17 protein-coding genes, 1 other RNA gene and 1 riboswitch are annotated in these 18,792 nt (G+C 51.3%); of the genes, 6 read left to right on the forward strand and 12 right to left on the reverse strand.

Going from position 1 to position 18,792, the window contains the following annotated elements:
• Nucleotides 1-13 precede the first annotated feature (13 nt).
• From rsgA to BLW34_RS01020, 3 genes are read right to left on the reverse strand one after another with little or no spacing between them, the layout of a single operon-like run.
• Nucleotides 14-937: a ribosome small subunit-dependent GTPase A gene (rsgA, locus tag BLW34_RS01010; RefSeq protein WP_256203515.1), complete on the reverse strand. Its 924-nt coding sequence runs from the start codon at nt 935-937 to the stop codon at nt 14-16.
• Nucleotides 934-1,272, reverse strand: a complete 339-nt coding sequence (locus BLW34_RS01015; RefSeq protein WP_090574444.1) for a 4a-hydroxytetrahydrobiopterin dehydratase — start codon at nt 1,270-1,272, stop codon at nt 934-936. Before BLW34_RS01015 ends, rsgA begins: the two co-directional genes overlap by 4 nt.
• Before the next feature lie 8 nt (nt 1,273-1,280).
• On the reverse strand, nt 1,281-2,537 hold the full coding sequence (locus BLW34_RS01020) for a M48 family metallopeptidase (protein ID WP_090574446.1): 1,257 nt from the start codon (nt 2,535-2,537) through the stop codon (nt 1,281-1,283).
• A 111-nt stretch (nt 2,538-2,648) separates the two neighbouring features.
• Here BLW34_RS01020 and orn point away from each other — a divergent pair, with 111 nt between their 5' ends.
• Together orn and glgP are read left to right on the forward strand one after the other, a co-directional pair.
• Nucleotides 2,649-3,194 carry an oligoribonuclease gene (orn, locus tag BLW34_RS01025; RefSeq protein ID WP_090574448.1) on the forward strand — a complete coding sequence of 182 codons (546 nt, stop codon included), beginning with the start codon at nt 2,649-2,651 and terminating at the stop codon, nt 3,192-3,194.
• Between the two features lie 36 nt (nt 3,195-3,230).
• Entirely contained in the window at nt 3,231-5,786 is a 2,556-nt protein-coding gene (gene glgP, locus BLW34_RS01030) for an alpha-glucan family phosphorylase (protein ID WP_090574450.1), read from the forward strand.
• 63 nt (nt 5,787-5,849) lie between these two features.
• Here the strand turns inward: glgP and panC are convergent, their stop codons facing one another.
• From panC to BLW34_RS01070, 8 genes are all read right to left on the reverse strand, one after another.
• Entirely contained in the window at nt 5,850-6,680 is an 831-nt protein-coding gene (panC, locus tag BLW34_RS01035) for a pantoate--beta-alanine ligase (protein ID WP_090574452.1), read from the reverse strand.
• Nucleotides 6,681-6,712: 32 nt separating this feature from the next.
• Complete coding sequence (panB, locus tag BLW34_RS01040; protein WP_090574454.1) at nt 6,713-7,504, reverse strand: 3-methyl-2-oxobutanoate hydroxymethyltransferase; 792 nt, start codon at nt 7,502-7,504, stop codon at nt 6,713-6,715.
• A 21-nt stretch (nt 7,505-7,525) separates the two neighbouring features.
• A complete protein-coding gene (locus tag BLW34_RS01045) occupies nt 7,526-8,179 on the reverse strand; it encodes a deoxynucleoside kinase (RefSeq protein WP_090574456.1) in 654 nt (217 codons plus the stop codon).
• Nucleotides 8,176-8,685, reverse strand: coding sequence for a 2-amino-4-hydroxy-6-hydroxymethyldihydropteridine diphosphokinase (gene folK, locus BLW34_RS01050; protein WP_090574458.1), 510 nt, complete (start codon nt 8,683-8,685; stop codon nt 8,176-8,178). Before folK ends, BLW34_RS01045 begins: the two co-directional genes overlap by 4 nt.
• Before the next feature lie 4 nt (nt 8,686-8,689).
• Nucleotides 8,690-10,090: a polynucleotide adenylyltransferase PcnB gene (pcnB, locus tag BLW34_RS01055; RefSeq protein WP_090574460.1), complete on the reverse strand. Its 1,401-nt coding sequence runs from the start codon at nt 10,088-10,090 to the stop codon at nt 8,690-8,692.
• A 333-nt stretch (nt 10,091-10,423) separates the two neighbouring features.
• An RNA gene (gene rnpB / locus BLW34_RS01060) (RNase P RNA component class A) lies at nt 10,424-10,714 on the reverse strand.
• A 47-nt stretch (nt 10,715-10,761) separates the two neighbouring features.
• On the reverse strand, nt 10,762-12,081 hold the full coding sequence (locus BLW34_RS01065; protein ID WP_090574461.1) for a TolC family outer membrane protein: 1,320 nt from the start codon (nt 12,079-12,081) through the stop codon (nt 10,762-10,764).
• A 91-nt stretch (nt 12,082-12,172) separates the two neighbouring features.
• Complete coding sequence (locus BLW34_RS01070) at nt 12,173-12,838, reverse strand: protein-L-isoaspartate O-methyltransferase family protein (protein ID WP_090539446.1); 666 nt, start codon at nt 12,836-12,838, stop codon at nt 12,173-12,175.
• A 181-nt stretch (nt 12,839-13,019) separates the two neighbouring features.
• Nucleotides 13,020-13,110: riboswitch (TPP riboswitch) on the forward strand.
• A gap of 26 nt (nt 13,111-13,136) precedes the next feature.
• On the opposite strand from BLW34_RS01070, the gene thiC reads away from it, so the two are divergent.
• Nucleotides 13,137-15,032, forward strand: a complete 1,896-nt coding sequence (gene thiC, locus BLW34_RS01075; RefSeq protein ID WP_090574463.1) for a phosphomethylpyrimidine synthase ThiC — start codon at nt 13,137-13,139, stop codon at nt 15,030-15,032.
• A 44-nt stretch (nt 15,033-15,076) separates the two neighbouring features.
• Nucleotides 15,077-15,898, forward strand: a complete 822-nt coding sequence (locus BLW34_RS01080) for an undecaprenyl-diphosphate phosphatase (RefSeq protein WP_090574465.1) — start codon at nt 15,077-15,079, stop codon at nt 15,896-15,898.
• 69 nt (nt 15,899-15,967) lie between these two features.
• On the opposite strand, the gene BLW34_RS01085 is transcribed toward BLW34_RS01080, so the two are convergent.
• Nucleotides 15,968-16,426 (reverse strand): rhodanese-like domain-containing protein, encoded by a 459-nt coding sequence (locus tag BLW34_RS01085; RefSeq protein ID WP_090574467.1) that lies wholly within the window; start codon nt 16,424-16,426, stop codon nt 15,968-15,970.
• 154 nt (nt 16,427-16,580) lie between these two features.
• On the opposite strand from BLW34_RS01085, the gene BLW34_RS01090 reads away from it, so the two are divergent.
• Both BLW34_RS01090 and BLW34_RS01095 read left to right on the forward strand, forming a co-directional pair.
• A complete protein-coding gene (locus BLW34_RS01090; RefSeq protein WP_090574469.1) occupies nt 16,581-17,264 on the forward strand; it encodes a zinc metallopeptidase in 684 nt (227 codons plus the stop codon).
• 351 nt (nt 17,265-17,615) lie between these two features.
• Nucleotides 17,616-18,635 carry an NADPH-dependent aldehyde reductase Ahr gene (locus tag BLW34_RS01095; RefSeq protein ID WP_090574471.1) on the forward strand — a complete coding sequence of 340 codons (1,020 nt, stop codon included), beginning with the start codon at nt 17,616-17,618 and terminating at the stop codon, nt 18,633-18,635.
• Nucleotides 18,636-18,792 lie beyond the last annotated feature (157 nt).

The raw sequence follows: 18,792 nt of genomic DNA on the forward strand, positions 1-18,792 counted from the left end.
AACTGAAGGCGATCTACCACGCCTTCTGATTTTCTGCCGATACCATCAGTTTGTGGTAGACAGCCAGACGCCGCGCATTGATTTTGCCATCCTGAGCGGCTCGCAACAATGCGCAATCCGGTTCTGTCATGTGCCGGCAGTTGCTGAAGCGGCATTGTCCGAGATAGGGACGGAATTCGGTGAATCCCCATGCCAGCTCCCTGCTGTCAATATGATGCAGCCCAAATTCCTGCAAGCCAGGTGAATCGATGATGCTACTTTCCGAATCAAGATGATAGAGCCGCGTATGCGTGGTGGTATGTCGTCCACTATCGAGTGCGGTGGAAATTTCCATGGTGGTGCGCTGTGCATCCGGAATCAGCGCATTGATGATAGTCGATTTACCCATCCCGGATTGGCCGGCCAATACACTGGTATGACCCTGCAGATAAGGCCTGAGCGGTTCGATATCCTGACAGGCGCTGATAGTCAGCAGGGGATAGCCAAGCGATTGATAAAATGCTAGCGTGGCAATAGGCGCACGTGTCTGTTCCAGCAAATCTGCTTTGTTGAGCAGAATGAATATCTTAATATGCTGGTTTTCCGCCGCAATCAGGCAACGGTCGATTAATTCCTCACTGAAGCTCGGTACCGCCGCAACCACAATGATGAGTTGAGTCACGTTAGCCGCAATCAGTTTTTGGCGAAAGGCATCACTGCGATACAATAAGCTTGAGCGTGGTAAAACCGTTTCGATGACACCTTGTCCTGGTGTCGTAGGCAGGATTTCAACCTGATCCCCGCAAGTTACGCCTCCTTTCTTCCCGCGCATGACACACGTTAGCAGAGTGCCATTCTGTGTTTTGATTTCGTATTGCCTGCCGTAGGTGGCGATTACCTGGCCTTGGCCTACGGTTGGCTGAGTAAGTTTTCTGGAAGAGGGATGCTTTGAGCTCAAATTCTGAACAGCCAGTCAATTTTAGCTGCGCAAATAAAATCATTTTCAGACAGCCCATTGATGGCATGCGTCATATACTCGACATGACACTTGTTATAACCTACTGCCATGTCAGGGTGATGATCTTCGCGATGAGAGATCCATGCGGCTGCGTTGACAAAGGCCATCGTTTGATAGTAATTTTTGAATTCAAATGTCTTGCTGATTTTATTGTTTGCAAGCGACCAGCCTTCGAGCTGTTGCAGCAATTTGCTTGCTTCCTCGGCAGTGAGGGGAGGCACACCGCCTTCGCAGGGTTTGCATTGCTTGTTCGTTAAATCACAGATATCGGTCATAAGCACACCTATACGGAAATGAGTTTTTTGAGTTGGGCAATACGAATCGCAGCCGGAGGATGCGAATCGTAAAAAGCGGAATGCAAGGGATCAGGCGTGAGCGTTGCCGCATTATCCTGATAAAGTTTTACTAACGCACGAATCAAATCAGCTGCAGAAGCATTCTGTGCCGCATATTCATCTGCCTCGAATTCATGTTTACGGGAGTATAGGCTAGAGAGGGGGTGCAGTAAAAAAGTAAATACCGGCATCACCAGAAAAAACAGCAGCAGCGCCATGGCCGTGGAGGAAAGGGATGCGGTAGAAGCGCCTAATCCTTGATAGAACCAATCCTGCTGCATCAGATAACCTAATAACCACAAAAATGCCAGGCTGACGAGGAATGACCAGACGATCCGTTTGATGACGTGATAGCGTTTGAAATGACCGAGCTCGTGGGCGAGTACGGCCTCTACTTCCGTTGCTTCGAGACGCGATAGCAAGGTATCGAAAAAGACGATGCGTTTGGTTTTGCCAAAGCCGGTGAAATACGCGTTACCATGGTTGCTGCGGCGTGATCCATCCATCACGAACAAACCGCTGGATTTAAAACCGCACTTATGCAAAAGCTGCTCAATACGCGTTCTGAGAGAAGCGTCTTCCAGGGGTGAAAATTTGTTGAACAGGGGCGCGATCCATGTCGGATAAACGGCCAGCAGGAAGAGGTTGAAAGCGACCCATGCGAGCCAGGCATAAAGCCACCAGTTATCGCCCATTTTCTCCATCAGCCATAAAATGCCGAACAACAATGGCGCACCCAGCAGCAGGCCTAATGCATATTGCTTGATGAGATCAGAAAAAAACATGGCTGGTGTCATCTTGTTGAAGCCAAACTGCTGCTCAATGACAAAAGTCCGGTAATAACTAAAAGGGATTTCGGTCGCGCTCAACAGCAAAGCCGTGCTGATAATGAGCGCCATGCCATGTTGTATCGGATCGGTAAACCAGTTCGCCCAGAAGTTTGCGAGAACATTCAATCCGCCTCCCAGCGTGAGTATCAGTAGCAGGAGGACATGCATTAAGGTACTGGGATAATCCAGGCGGGTTTTAGCGCAGGTATAATCGGCAGCTTTTTGATGGGCCGCAAGATCAATTTGTGATGCGAAATCTGGTGGAACATTGCCGCGATAGGCGCGAATATGACGGATGTGCCGCGTAGCTAGCCACAATTGGGTAAAGGTAGTCAATAATAGTGCAATGATAAATATAGCAGTGAAAGTTTGCATAGCAATATAGTCGGAGTGGAAATATAACAAAATTTGCGTTCGCCTATCATAAAGTGACGGGCAACTTGCAATATGACACAATCAATCTATTAAAATTCAAGAAAGTTCATTATGGCACAAGATAGTAATAACCTCATCTGGATAGACATGGAAATGACCGGTCTGAATCCTGATACCGACCGTATCATTGAAATCGCCCTGGTCGTGACCGATTCACAACTCAATGTGGTGGCGGAAGCGCCGGTATTGGTGGTGTCGCAGCCAACCGCCATACTGGATGGCATGGATAAATGGAATCAATCGACGCATGCTAAATCTGGGTTGATTGATAAGGTCAAAGCTTCCAGAATTACGGAAGCGCAGGCAGAGGCGAGTATGCTGGTTTTTTTACAAGCCCATGTACCCTCCGCTACCTCACCGATGTGTGGTAATTCGATTTGCCAGGATCGGCGCTTTCTTGCTCGCGCCATGCCACAGCTGGAAGCTTACTTTCATTACCGTAACCTGGATGTCAGCACCCTCAAGGAACTGGCTAAACGTTGGAAACCCGGCATCATGGCGGGGCTAAGCAAGGAAAGTAAACATGAAGCGTTGGCAGATATTTATGATTCGATCAACGAATTAAAATATTATCGCGAGCATTTTATCGTCCCATGACCATCACGGTATTTATCTCGTCAAGGAGAGCAATTAATGAGTACCCGAACTGCATTCACCGTCACAGTCAATCCCAAAATACCCTCCCGCCTGTCCCGCATGGAGGAGTTAGCCAATAATCTTTGGTATAGCTGGGATCGCGAAACACGTGCTTTGTTTTCCCGTATCGATCCACGTTTGTGGGAAGCTACCGGGCATAATCCCAAAGCTTTCCTCAAGCGAGTCGATGAGTCATTGCTATACAAAGCTGCGGCGGATCAAACGTTTCTTTCCAGTTATAACAGCGTGTTATTAGCTTATGATTCCTATCATTCAGAGTCTTTGCAGTACAATCACATCGAAGGCTTCAACCCAGGCGATCGGGTTGCTTATTTTTGCTTTGAATTTGGCTTCCATGAAAGCCTTCCGGTCTATTCAGGAGGGCTGGGTATCCTGGCAGGAGACCACTGCAAGGCCGCCAGTGATTTATGCCTACCTTTTGTTGCGGTCGGTCTGCTTTATCGGCAAGGTTATTTCTTCCAGACCATCGATAGTCAGGGTAATCAGCAGGCGGTTTATACCGATTCAGATTTTGAAGATCTGCCCGTGAAGCCGGCTTTGCATGATGATGGTTCAGAAGTCCGCGTGCAGGTGGCCCTGCCGGGACGTAAGGTGATGGCGAAAGTATGGCAAGTTATCATAGGTCATGTGAGTTTGTATTTGCTGGATACCGATTTGCCGGAGAATCCCCAGAATGATCGCTTGATCACCCATCAGCTTTATGGCGGAGATAAAACGCTGCGCATTGAGCAGGAAATCATTCTGGGGATAGGGGGGGTTAGCGCATTACAGGAAATGGGGATCAAACCCACTGTATGGCACAGTAACGAAGGGCACGCGGCATTTATGATGCTGGAGAGGGCGCGCAATCTGGTGCGGCAGGGACTGGATTTTGCCAGTGCGGTTGAAGCAGTGGCGGTCAATACCGTGTTTACCACGCATACTGCCGTACCCGCTGGGCATGACCATTTCTCCAAAGCCATGATGCATGACTATTTTAGTGGGTTTTGCCATGATCTGAAGATTTCCTGGGAAGAATTTATGGCACTGGGGCATATGCCAGGTTGTGATGATTTCAATATGACGGCGCTGGCTATCCATATGTCACGCACGCATAACGGTGTCAGCAAGATACATGGTGATGTGTCTGCCCGTATTTGCCATGATCTCTGGCCGCAGATCGAGCCCGAGGAAAATCCGATTGCCTATATCACCAATGGGGTGCATGTGCCGACTTTTCTGGCGCAGGAGTGGTCCGATCTGTTTGATCGCTACCTTGGCTACGAATGGCGCAGCAAGATGTGCGACACGGAATTCTGGTCATTGGTAGACGCCATTCCTGATCATCTGTTCTGGAGTGTGCGGCAGACGCTGAAATCACAAATGTTTTATGGCATCCGTGCGCGCCTGACCGAACAAAATAGACGTAATAGCGGTTCAGAAGCCCATCTCGATCGGCTCTTGAAGCTGGTCGATCCGATTAACCCCAATGTGTTGGTATTAGGCTTCGCACGCCGCTTTGCGACTTATAAACGCGCGACCTTGTTATTCGAGAACCTCGACTGGTTAAGAAGAATTCTGCTTGACCCGGAACACCCGGTACTGTTTATTTTTTCGGGCAAAGCCCATCCAGCGGATATTCCAGGTCAGGATTTGATTCGACGGATTAGCCAGGTATCACGCATGCCGGAATTTGAAGGGCGGATTCTTCTGGTGGAGAACTATGATATGCGCCTTGCTCGCAGGTTGGTGGCGGGGGTGGACGTCTGGCTCAATAGCCCCATTTATCCCCTTGAAGCGAGTGGCACTTCCGGCATGAAGGCAGGGATCAATGGCACGCTTAATGTGAGTGTGCTCGATGGCTGGTGGGAAGAGGGCTACGATGGCAAAAATGGCTGGGCAGTCAAACCGGCGTCGGATGATACGGAAGCTGTCTTGCGGGATAAGGATGAGAGTCAGTCGTTTTACGAGATTCTGCAGGACCAGGTCATTCCTATGTATTATCGCCGCGGCAAATTCGGCTATTCTTCAGAATGGGTTAAGATGGCCAAATACTCAATGACTTCTCTATTACCGCGCTACAATGCGACGCGCATGGTGAACGAATATGTCAACAAATTTTACGTGGCCGCTAATGAGCAAGGCGCGCAATATGCTCGGGATGATTTTGCCAATGCCAAAAGCATCGCTGCCTGGAAGGCGAAAGTAAGGGCGGCATGGGGAGATGTCTCGCTGCGACGGCTGGATACGCCATGCAAGCAGATTGATTTTGGCACTACCCTGAATTTCAAGGTGGCAGCCAAATTAAATGGCTTGCAGCCAGACGATGTCGCGGTGGAACTGTTACTTTGCCGACAGTACAAGAAAATGAGACTGAACAGTTTCCAGCGTTTCCGTTTTGAGTTTGCCGAAGTGGACGCGACTGGCGAGCATTTATTCGAGCTGCATCACATGCCTGAGTTATGTGGTAAGCAGGAATACTATTTGCGCATGTATCCTTGTCATCCGCTGCTGACCCACCCGCTGGAGATGGGTAGGATGGTGTGGTTGTAGCGCTTTTCCCGGAGCGCTATTTGACTGGATGATGCTTTGTTTTTTTTGCTTGCTCGTATTGGGCTAGCCCGAAATTTCCAGATTATCAATCAGCCGGATCTGGCCCAGCCTTGCTGCGCCGAGGATGACCAGATCAGTGTCGCTGGCATGGGCAGGCAGGAGCGTTTCACGCTGCTGCAAGGCGATGTAGTCGACTTGCCATCCGTGGCTGGTAAGGTCCGATTCTGCGGATTCTTCCAGTGACCGGAAGTCACGATGGCCTCGTTCTATGGCTTGCTTTATTTGGAGCAAAGTACGAAATAGATGACTCGCCTGCTGTCGTTCCACTCCACTCAGATAGCTGTTACGGGAGCTCAGCGCGAGTCCGTCTTCAGAACGCACCGTTTCACCCGTCATGATATCGATGGGTAGATTCAATTGCTGCACCATGTTTCGCACGATGTGCAATTGTTGGTAATCTTTCTTACCAAATAGGGCTAACTGCGGCTGGACGATATTGAACAATTTCAGTACGACGATCGCCACGCCTCGAAAAAATCCGGGGCGGAATGCGCCTTCCAGCGTATCGGCTAGCGGCGGGAGCAGCAGTTGGAATTCCTGGGAGACGGGATAAAGCGTTTTTTCATCAGGTAAAAATACGATGTCAACACCGAGCTTTTGGAGAAGCTGGCAATCGTTTGCCTGAGTGCGCGGATAACGGTCAAAATCTTCATGGGGCGCAAATTGCAGGCGATTGACGAAAATACTCACCACGGTACAGCCTGCGTTCTGCTGTGCAATTCGCACCAGAGATAAATGACCCTCGTGCAAATTGCCCATGGTGGGCACCAGTGCAATCGATGGCTCGCGTTGCAGGCGAGTTCGCAACGCTGCAATATCAGTAATGATTTCCATGGGTAGCGCTTTGAGAGAATTGAGGCTTGTGGTTAGAAGGTATGCTCTGCTGCCGGGAATTTCCCGGCCTTCACTTCTGCGACATAATGCGCGATCGCTGCCTGAACGCTCTCTGCACCTATCATGAAATTTTTGATGAAACGCGGTTTGTTTCCCGGATAGATTCCCAGCATGTCGTGCAGAACCAGTACCTGAGCAGAGCAATCTGCTCCCGCGCCGATGCCGATGGTGGGAATGGAAAGTTCCCGGCTAATCTTGCCGGCCAAGGAAGCCGGAATCGTTTCCATTAACAACATGCCGGCTCCCGCTTCCTGTAAAAGAATAGCATCGTTCAGGAGCTGTTCCGCTTCGTTAGCCGTTCTTCCCTGGACTTTATAGCCCCCAAGCTGATGAACGGATTGCGGCAGTAGGCCGATATGCGCGCATACCGGGATACCCCGCTGGGTAAGAAAATCAATGGTGTCAGTCATCACCTGACCGCCTTCAATCTTGACCATTTGCGCGCCTGCGGCCATGAGCCTGGCGGCATGCATGAAGGTTTCTTCAGGGGATATCTGAAACGTGCCAAAAGGCATGTCGACCATGATGAACGCTTTGCTTGATCCACGCACGACGCACTGGGTATGATAAATCATGTCATCCAGCGTCACGGGCAAGGTGCTGGCATGGCCTTGCAGAACATTCCCCAACGAATCGCCCACCAATAGCATATCGACTCCTGCATTCTCCAGCAGGGTGGCAAAGGCGGCATCATAGCAAGTGAGCGCAGCGATTTTGCTACCTGCTGCGTGCATTCTCTGTAAGGTATCTCGAGTTATTCTCATGTCAATTTAGTCCTTAACGACTTATAGATATTCCCTAAGACCGCAGTTGAAATATTCCCGTGCGCCTCGCATCTGGCTGATGCGCTGGAGCAACAGGTTAAAATCAGCCGTGTTGTTGGCAAAATTGAGATTGTCGCTATTGACAGTGATCACGGGCGCTTTATCGTATTGATGAAAAAACTGCGTGTAGCTACTGGACAATTTATGCAGATATTCTTCGGATATATTTTTCTCGTAAGCGTTGCCGCGACGTTTGATTCGCTCGAGCAGCTTCTCCGGTGAAGCCTGAAGATAAATGACCAGATCAGGGAAAGGTGCCTGAGGCTGCATTTGATGATAAATTTTCTGATAGAGATCAAATTCGGATGGGCTCAGCGTGATGCGGGCAAATAATTGGTCTTTCTCCAATAAGAAATCGCTGATCATCGGTCTTGAGAGCAGGTCAGCTTGCGTCCAGCCCCGGAATTGGTTGATGCGCTGGAGTAAAAAGGAGAGCTGGGTTGGCAATGCGTAACGCGCGATATCGCCATAAAATTTTCCAAGGAAAGGGTTTTCTTCCGGACACTCCAGTAATAAGGCGCATTCCAGGTAGTCTGCCATATTCTGGGCCAGGCTGGTTTTACCCGCACCAATAGGACCTTCGATGACAATATAGTGGTATTTTTCCAGTATCATGATGTTGAAATACATTCCAGTCGTTGTTCAGTACAGGCGGCCAGCAGGCCGGTAACTAATCCCTGTCCAGGAATCATGCAATCCTGTTTGATCTCCATGAGTGGCTGCAATACGAACGCGCGCTCATGCATGCGGGGGTGCGGCAATGTTAAGCCTTCCTCATGGCATTGCAGATCATCATATAACAATAAGTCAAGGTCGAGGGTGCGCGGCGCGTTGGGATAGGTTCGAATGCGTCCGCAACGCCGTTCGATTTCGAGTAACGCCCTGAGAAGATCATGAGGCATCAGCGTTGTTTGCAGGTGGACCACTGCATTAATGAAATCAGGTTGATCAACTGATCCCATTGGCGCGCTGCGGTACAGGGAAGATTGTTTTATCAGGCGGCAATCGGGAAGCGCTGCAAGCAGTGAAATGGCTCGTCTGATTTGGTATAGGGGGTTTTTCAGATTGCTGCCTAAACCAATAAAGGCTTGTCTGGCTGGTTGGGTTCCAGTAGCGGGCATCAGATCATGTTTCCGTAGGGGGCGCTAAATTGGTCACATCGCTTTTTTTATGGTCTGCCGATTCTGCTGGCTTGCGACGCCGCTTGCTTCTCTTGCGCCGTTTGGGTGTGGTTTCCTTTAACAGCATTGCTTCGCGGGTGGAGGCATCAGTATGCTGGAAAACTTTCCACCATTGCCCCACTTCCATATCGACTTCGCCGCTTTCACAGCGTAGCCATAAAAAATCATACGCCGCGCGGAAACGCGGGTGTTCAAGCAAGTGAAATGGTCTGCGTCCTGCCCGCGCCACAAAGTGCGGCTGGAGTGTCCAGATATCATAAATGATTGAATCCAGCCGTCGAGGGATGGCGAGCTGCTGGCGTTGTAATGCCAGGATTTCAACCATCGCCATATGGAGGGCGGGAATAGGCTTTACCCCTTCTGCTTGCCGTTTGTTCCAGGCGGCGAGCACTTCATGCCAGAGCAGGGCCGCAAACAGGAAGCCGGGTGATACGGGCTTATCCTGCTGGACACGCTCATCGGTATTTTTAAGCGCTAAAGTGATAAAGCGTTCTCCGAGGGGCTGCTCAAGAAGCACATCCAGCATGGGCAGCAAACCGTGATGAAGCCCGCGCATACGCAAATCCACGATACAGCTAAGGGAGTGGCCAGACATCAACAGTTTCAGCATTTCATCGAATAATCGGGCCGCGGGCACATTTTGCAACAACGGCGCTAAGTCACCTATGGGCGCTGCAGTTGAATCATCAAGCTGGATATGCAGCTTGGCTGCTAGGCGAACTGCCCGCAGCATGCGAACGGGATCTTCCCGATAACGTTGGATCGGTTCACCAATGATGCGCAGGCGCTTGGCCTTGATATCCTCATAACCATTCAGATAATCAAGAATTTCTTCAGTGGCAGGATCATAAAACAGCGCATTGATTGTAAAATCACGCCGCATCACATCCTCTTCCTGACTGCCAAAAATGTTGTCCTGCAGCAAGCGCCCGTATTGATCGGCGTGGTTCTGGGCCGCCATGTCCGTGTCACCATCAGCAGCGCAATTGGCGCGAAAAGTAGATACTTCCACAATCTCGGTACCATAGGTGACGTGCACCAGGCGAAAGCGTCGTCCAATGATGCGAGAACGACGAAATAGCCCACGCACCTGCTCCGGTGTAGCATTGGTCGCCACATCGAAATCCTTGGGTTCCAATCCCAGCAATAAATCACGAATAGCGCCACCGACTACGAATGCGGAGAATCCGCCCTGCTGCAAGGCTACCGTCACTTTTAATGCGGCCGGGCTAATTTGCTGGCGGGTAATGCCATGTTCCTTGCGCGATACCGTGTGCAACACTGAAGTGGTGTTGGCGGCAGGTGGATTACGCGTGAAGATACGTTTAAAGAATTTACGGATCATTGCAAAACGCTGAAAGAATCAGTCACGGATTATCCTAAAAACCGCGGTTGAACGGAAGGGGGGCGTGTGACGATTCGGGTGCGAGGCAAGGCGCGACAAGGCCACAGGGCTGCTCTCTGCAATAGGGAGCAACACCGCCTTCGCGCCTGGAGCGACGTACGATGCACGCCGTAGCGACATTACCATTTGGTTGAATGAAAAATTTTCGAAGATGTCTTTATGTGTCATGGGCTTGGCTTGCCGGTCAAGCGGTCAACTGCGGTTTTTAGGATTATACACTTGGTCATGCAATCAATACGCCGCTAACAGGCTTGGGATCAAAGGGTCAGGAATAAGGGAAGCTGACCGATAAGCCGGATTCTGTCTTGGACAGTCATTCCTCTAGGTACACAGTTACCCGTGTACTCAAGCAACCTACCCGCAGGCTCAGCGAGCAGCATCGTAGCCTGCCTATTTGGTCTTGCTCCGGATGGAGGTTACCGCGTTTCACCGTAACTTAATACGCTCGTCTCTGTGGCCCTATTCCTCGCCTCACGACGGCCGGCCATTAACCGGCATCCCGCTCTATGGAGTCCGGACTTTCCTCTCCCTGCTTTCGCAGGCAGCGACTGTCTGGTCAGCTTCGAATACATTCTATCAACTTCCTGTACCGGGAAGGATAGATTTTTATCCTATAGCAGCGCGTTGATCTCTTTCAGCACGTCTTCATCCAATTCTCCCGCTTCGGCTTTCAGCCGTAATCGTGACATCAGATAAGTGTAATAGGCTTGCGCCAAATCTCTGCGTGCAGAAAAGAACTGCTGTTGCGCATTTAAAACATCCACTTCTGTTCTGACGCCAACTTCCTGTCCTAGCACCGTAGAGTCCAGCTGGCTCTTGCTGGTTGTGAGCGCCTGTTTCTGAGCTTTGATCAGGGCAATGCCGTTGGTCACATTCAGATATTGCTGGCGTACTTGCAGACCGATGGTTCTCCGGACATTTTCCAGATCCTGACGCGCCTTGTCCCGATTGGCTAGCGCTTCGCGAACACGAGATTGTACTGAAAGTCCCTGGAATATGGGTACATTAAGCTGAAGTCCTACCGATTTCGATTCTAAATCGATACCACGCCCGGTAATCGCGCCCCCGACGCCCTGTTGATTGCTGTACTGCGCGACCAGATCAAGCGTGGGGTAATGGCCTGCCTTGGCTTTTTTGATTTCCTGCTCGGCCAGATCATAGGCGATTTGTTGTACCTTGAGAGAGAAATTTTTCTGCTCGGCCAATGCTACCCACTCTTCCATGTTGTCATAGGGCAGGGTAAGCGAATCTGACACTATTTTATCTATGCTGGTACTGGCCAGGGAATCTGGAAATCGATTGATGATCCCTTGCAGGGTCCGCTTATTAACCTCCAGCGTATTTTTAGCCAAAATCTCTTGCGAGACCGTCAGATCGTAACGAGCTTGAGCTTCATGCGTGTCTACGATCGTGGCAACGCCCACCTCGAAGTTGCGCTTGGCTTGTTCCAGTTGCTCGCTGATAGCTTTTTTCTGGGCGCCCATCACCTCAAGATTGTTCTGGGCGATCAGGACATCAAAATACGCTTGCGCTACGCGCAATATCAGATCCTGGGCAGCCAGAACAAACCTTGCATCAGCTTGTATAACCTGATTTTTTGATTGTTCATAGATGATGAAATTTTCAAAGCGAATTAGCGGCTGGGTGGCTGCGATGACTATTCCACGATTTTTGATCACTCTCTCAGGACCCAGATTGGTATCGATATACTGATTCTGACCTGTTCCTGTGAAATTGATATTAGGCAGTAATCCCGCTCTTCCTTGAGGCAGTTTTTCCTGGGCTGCGATGTAGGCCGCCCGTTCGGAGCCATATTTCGCATCCTGCTCCAGCGCTTCACGATAAATATCCATGAGGCTGGCTGCTTGCAGAGGCGTTTGCAGCATGACGCCGATCGCAAGCGCCATCCTCCAATATCGCAGATTTTTCATGAACGCTTGGAGCACGATTTTTCCGGATAAGGCGTGATGCCAACGCGCCTATCCTGTTGAAATGGTGAGCTATCGTACTCAATTAGAAACATTAAAAAGTGAACCGCTGTGGTTGCAGGGCATTCCTGAGGGGCGCTGTGCAGGTTTCGAACAGTATTTTGGTATGGTAGACACCCGGCGTGACGCACGTAACGAGCATTGCCTCCATCAAAGGCTCTTCCCCGACAATCGCAAATAAACGTCCCCCCGGATTAAGGCTTTTTTGGAAAGACTCCGGTAACACCGGTATGGAAGCTGTCAGCACGATGACATCATAGGGGCCATGCTGAGGCCAGCTTTGCGCGGCGTCGCCTTGTTCCAGGGTGACGTTGGTAATGCCATGTACCTGGAGATTGATCTTGGCCATGGTGCAGAGCGTGGGCACGATCTCAACGCTGTAAACATGCGCGCCCAGTTCTGCGAGCAAGGCGGTCATGTAGCCGCTGCCGCTGCCCACTTCAAGGATTTTATCGGTCTTTTTGAGGTGTAATTCCTGCAGGATGCGCGCTTCCATCTTGGGTGTCAGCATGACTGCGCCATGCTCCAAAGGGATTTCCATATCCGTGAAGGCGAGCGAACGATAAGCCGCTGGCACGAATTCTTCGCGTCGTACTTTGTAAAGTAAATTAAGAACTGTCGTATCCAGAACACTCCACGTCCGAATTTGCTGTTCAACCATATTGAAGCGGTTTTGTTCGAGATTGGTATCGAGTTTCATAATCGTTATTTTTATGGATGAAATAAACAGGCTTGCAATTATTTCATATTTCTATTAGTTTCACAGCTTAAGCTAGGGGTCCGCACTTGGAAGTTATCCAGAGAGCCTGTGAAGAAATCGTGGTGCGCGGTAGATTGGTTAGCAAAACTACGTTTTATCGAAACTTCGTTTTAACGAAACTACGTTTTCACAGGGGCAGGGTGCTGGTGAGATAGTCCCTTAATACCTGATGCGGATAACGCCGCCGTAGGGAAGCTGGGAATAGCCCTGCTCCTTACGGTAATTTGAGGAGCATAACATGAATACAATTATTTCAAAGCTGGAAAAGTTTACGAGCGATACTGCGCAGGTGGATGAAGCTGCGATCAAGCCGCTGCCCAATTCGCGCAAGATCTATGTGCAGGGCGCTCGTCCTGATATTCAGGTCCCCATGCGGGAGATCAGCCAATCGGATACGGCGACGCGCGATGGCACCGAAAAGAATCCTCCCATCTATGTTTACGATACCTCCGGCCCCTATACTGATCCGGCTGTCAGGATCGATATTCGTGCCGGGTTAGCACCCTTGCGCGAACAATGGATCGAGGCGCGTGGCGATACCGACTTGCTTTCAGGGCTGACTTCAGCTTATAGCCGGGAGCGGCTGAATAATCCGAAGCTTGCGGAGATGCGCTTCAATCTCAAACGCCCGTCCCGGCGTGCCAGGACAGGCGCCAATGTGACGCAGATGCACTATGCGCGTAGGGGCATGATTACCCCGGAGATGGAATATATTGCCATACGGGAAAACCAGTGCCGCGAAAGCATCGATGTGCAAAGCAATGAATGGCTCGCGCGCCAGCATCCCGGCCAGGATTTTGGCGCCGCGATTCCACGCCTGATTACCCCGGAGTTTGTGCGCGATGAGGTCGCGCGCGGGCGCGCGATAATTCCCGCCAATATCAACCATCCGGAATCCGAGCCGATGATCATCGGGCGTAATTTTCTGGTCAAAATCAACGCCAATATTGGTAATTCCGCATTGGGCTCCAGCATCCAGGAAGAGGTCGAGAAAATGACCTGGGCGATCCGCTGGGGAGGCGACACGGTGATGGATCTTTCCACTGGCAAGAATATCCACGAAACGCGCGAGTGGATCATTCGTAACAGTCCGGTGCCGATCGGTACGGTACCCATTTACCAGGCCCTGGAGAAAGTCGATGGGAAAGCAGAGGAACTGACCTGGGAAATATTCCGCGATACCTTGCTTGAACAAGCAGAGCAGGGCGTGGATTACTTCACCATTCACGCCGGGGTCCGTTTACCGTTCATTCCCATGACGGCCAAGCGCATGACCGGGATTGTTTCACGTGGCGGCTCGATCATGGCCAAATGGTGCCTGGCGCATCATCGGGAGAGTTTCCTCTACACGCATTTCGAAGAAATCTGCGACATCATGAAAGCGTATGACGTCAGCTTCTCGCTTGGGGATGGGCTTCGCCCCGGTTCGATTTATGATGCCAACGATGAAGCGCAGTTTGCCGAATTGAAAACACTGGGCGAGTTGACGCAGATTGCCTGGAAACACGATGTGCAGGTCATGATTGAAGGGCCGGGTCATGTGCCCATGCACTTGATCAAGGAGAACATGGATTTGCAGCTCAAGTATTGTCAGGAAGCACCGTTTTACACCCTGGGGCCGCTTACCACCGACATTGCGCCTGGCTACGATCACATTACCTCCGCGATTGGCGCCGCCATGATCGGCTGGTATGGAACAGCCATGCTATGTTATGTCACCCCCAAGGAACACTTGGGACTGCCTGATAAGGATGATGTCAAGGATGGGATCATTACCTACAAGATTGCAGCGCATGCGGCTGATTTGGCCAAGGGGCATCCCGGCGCGCAAATTCGCGACAATGCGCTTTCCAAGGCGCGCTTCGAGTTTCGCTGGAATGATCAGTTCAATCTCAGCCTGGATCCGGATAAAGCCAAGCAGTTTCATGATGAAACGCTACCGCAGGAAGGCGCCAAGCTGGCTCATTTTTGTTCGATGTGTGGCCCTAATTTCTGCTCAATGAAGATCACTCAGGACGTGCGTGATTATGCGGCGCATCAAGGCATCACCGAGGACGAGGCACTGAAAGCAGGCATGGCGCAGAAATCCACGGAGTTCGTGGAAAAAGGCGCGGAGATTTACAGTAAATTATGATCGTTTTCTCAAATCTTGCTATTTTTATGGTTCTTTGAACGCAAATGGATTGGCTGATACTGATCAAAGCATTGACCCTCGGGATTGTTGAGGGATTAACGGAGTTTCTGCCGATTTCTTCCACGGGACATTTGATTCTGATGGGGGATCTGCTCGATTTCAATGATGGCAAAGCCAAGGTGTTTACCGTGGCTATTCAGCTGGGCGCGATTCTGGCGGTGTGCTGCGAATATCGCGCCCGCCTGATGGCGGTTGCCACCGGGATTGGGTCGAAGGAATCGAATCGCTTCCTGTTAAACCTGCTGATCGCTTTTTTACCCGCGGCCATCCTGGGATTCTTGTTCATCAAGACGATCAAGTATTATCTCTTTCATCCGCTGCCGGTGGCCTTGGCGTTGATCATAGGCGGGGTGCTGATTTTATGGGCGGAGCGCCGTGATCATGTGGTAGATGTCGAGCGGGTGGAGGCAATGGACTGGAAACATGCGCTGAAAGTGGGCTGTGCCCAGTGTCTTGCCTTGATTCCGGGCACCTCCCGGTCGGGAGCCACCATCATTGGCGGCCTGCTGTTTGGTTTGTCGCGTAAGACAGCCGCCGAGTTTTCTTTTTTTCTGGCGATCCCGATCATGTTTGCGGCCACCTTTTACGATGTTTATAAAAGCCGTGACCTGCTGCAAATGGAAGATCTCAGTATGTTTGCCGTGGGCTCTCTTGCCTCCTTTGTGAGCGCATGGCTGGCGATCCGCGGATTGCTGCGCTATATCAGCCATCATGATTTCACGCTGTTCGCCTGGTATCGCATCGGCTTCGGCATCATCATCCTGTTAACCGCTTACTCGGGCGTGATTGCCTGGTCAGCGGGTTAGTTTAAAGGCAGGGCGCCATGCCCATCGGGCAGGACGCCGCCTTACGAGACACAGAATGTCCGCCGGTGATTAACTCTGCACCCAGGGCAGACCTGCCGCTTTCCAGCCCCCTTTCTGGCCACGGTGGCCCGTTTCATCCTTGTCGCCTTCGAATCCTTCCAGGATGTTGTAGCAATTGGGGAAATCTGACTGCGTGGCAATCATGGCCGCATAATCCGAGCGTCCGCCGCTGCGGCAAAGAAACATGATCAGATCGTCCTGGTCTACTTTTTCCGCAATCTGGTCAATAAAATCGGGATTAGGCTGCATGCCCGGGTAGCGTTTCAGCTCGACTTCGATCGCGCCGGGAATGCGGCCAACCCAATCGAGCTCAGCTTTGCAGCGGACATCGATCAGTTTGGCATCGGGAGCCTGCTGCAACAATGCGAAGGCTTCATCGGGTAACAAAGCGCCTTTGTAAGGCAAATCCATATCTTCGGCGCGTTCCTGCGCTTTTTCCAGTATCGTGGTGATGTTTTCCTTTTCCATGGGCCTGTTTTAATCGATAAAACGAGCAGTGTAATCAAAGTAAGGCGCTGAAGCAAAAAAAGCCCTCGATGCCCATCTGAACTGATGCTGTCAGGATGAATCTCATGTAACGTATCGCAAATTAATTTTCTTCCTGGATAATCGAAAAAGCGCCATGTTTTATTTGATATTGATCATTCTGCTCGTTGTTTTAGTCGTTGGACCTTCCTACTGGGTCAAGCACATCATGGAGAAATATAGCCAGCCGGACGATCGCTATGCGGCAACGGGGGCGGAATTGGCCCGTACCCTGCTCGATCGGGCAAATTTGCCGCAAGTCAGCGTCGAGATCACAGCGCTGGGTGATCATTATGATCCGCTGGAAAAAGCAGTTCGCCTTACCCCGGATAAATTCAATGGCCGATCACTTACGGCGATTACGGTAGCGGCGCATGAAGTGGGTCACGCGATTCAGGATCAGGCTGGCTATTTGCCTTTGAAAATGCGCACCCGGTTAGTGCAGCTTGCCGCGCCGGCGGAAAAACTGGGCGCGGGCATCCTCATGCTGGCGCCGCTCATGGTGGTATTGGTTCGCGCGCCTATCGTCGGGGCGTTATTTCTGGCGGGAGGGTTGTTAACTTTGGGAACCTCAACATTGGTGCACTTGATTACCCTGCCGATGGAAATGAATGCAAGTTTTGCGCGTGCATTGCCGATATTGGAGCAGGGAAATTACCTCAAACCGGGCGACGCGCCGCATGCCCGGAGATTACTCACCGCCGCAGCCTGGACGTACGTTTCCGCATCGCTCATGACCTTGCTCAATATCGCGCGCTGGTGGGCGATTATTCGCAGATAACGCGGTCGCAGAAATATACTCATCGTACTTCAAAATTCGGCATCAATACCTTCTCCCGCTGGGAGAAGGCTGGATGAGGGATTATGAAAACCGAATTTTGAAGTACGATGAGTATAAATCGCCTCTTTTTTCGGCAAGCGTATCGTCAGCAATAATGGTATCTTGAAAGGGATGTCAATACGGTTTGCCGGATTGGCCGCGCGTCCTGATCCTCCTTCGACAAGCTTGTGTGATATCGGGAGCGAACGGATGCTTGGCGGCTTCTTTAACGATACGATTTAACCCGAATATTTCATAAATGGGCACATGTCCATTTATGAAATATTCGGGTTAAAAGCACAGGAGAGTGGGATGACTTCTATCAAGGGATGGGCAGCGCAGGGCGCAAAACAGAAACTCGCACCGTTTACTTATGAGGCTGGCCCGCTTGGCGCGGAAGAAGTAGAAGTGGCGGTCGAATACTGCGGTCTTTGCCATTCTGATCTTTCGATTATCAATAATGATTGGGGATTGTCGCGCTATCCCCTTATTCCGGGGCATGAAGTGATTGGCCGTATCGTGGCAGTGGGTGATCGCGCCAAGGAATTGAAGATCGGGCAGCGGGTCGGCATAGGCTGGAATGTCGATAGCTGCATGCACTGCCATGAATGCCTGACGGGTAACCATAATCTTTGCCGGGAAGCCGCGCCGACGATTATCGGCCATCATGGCGGCTTTGCAGAGCGGGTGCGCGCGCACTGGCTCTGGACGATTCCTTTACCCGGCACGCTTGAAGCCTCTTCCGCAGGACCGCTGCTCTGTGGCGGCGTGACAGTTTTTGCGCCGTTGCTGACCTATGGCGTGAAACCCACTGACCGGGTGGGCATTGTCGGCATCGGCGGCCTTGGGCACCTTGCGCTGCAATTTGCCCGCGCCTGGGGCTGCGAAGTGACAGCGTTTACCTCGGACCTGTCGAAAGCGGAAGAAACCCGGGGATTTGGGGCGCATCGCGTCGTTTCCAGCCGTAACAGTGCGGAAATCCTCAAAATGGCCAATTCGCTCGATTTTCTGATGATCACCGTGAATGTGCCGCTCGACTGGCCGTTGCTGCTTAAAACACTGAAGCCGAATGGCCGCATGCACGTTGTGGGCGCTGTGCTGGAGCCGATGGCTATTCCCGCATTCGATCTGATCATGGGACAGAAAAGCGTTTCGGGATCACCGACCGGCGGGCCTGCGGTCATCGCCGCCATGCTGGATTTTGCGGCACGACACCACCTTGCGCCGCAAGTCGAGCATTTCCCGCTCAATAAAGTCAATGACGCCATCGCCCATCTGGCGGCAGGCAAGGCGAGGTATCGGGTGGTGCTGGATCATGCGGGTTCTTTCTGAGTTAAAACCAGCGGCTGCAGGGTGGGCACGATAGTGCCCACCGAATACCCGCAAAAATACCAACCAGTTCGTAGGGTGCAATAAGCGTAGCGCATTGCACCAGATTTAGCCTCTACTCCATGTCTGCCCCTATGACATACTGTCGAAGGCCGAACGG

Source organism: Nitrosomonas sp. Nm58, from assembly GCF_900107335.1.
In the GTDB taxonomy this organism is placed as follows: Bacteria; Pseudomonadota; Gammaproteobacteria; order Burkholderiales; family Nitrosomonadaceae; genus Nitrosomonas.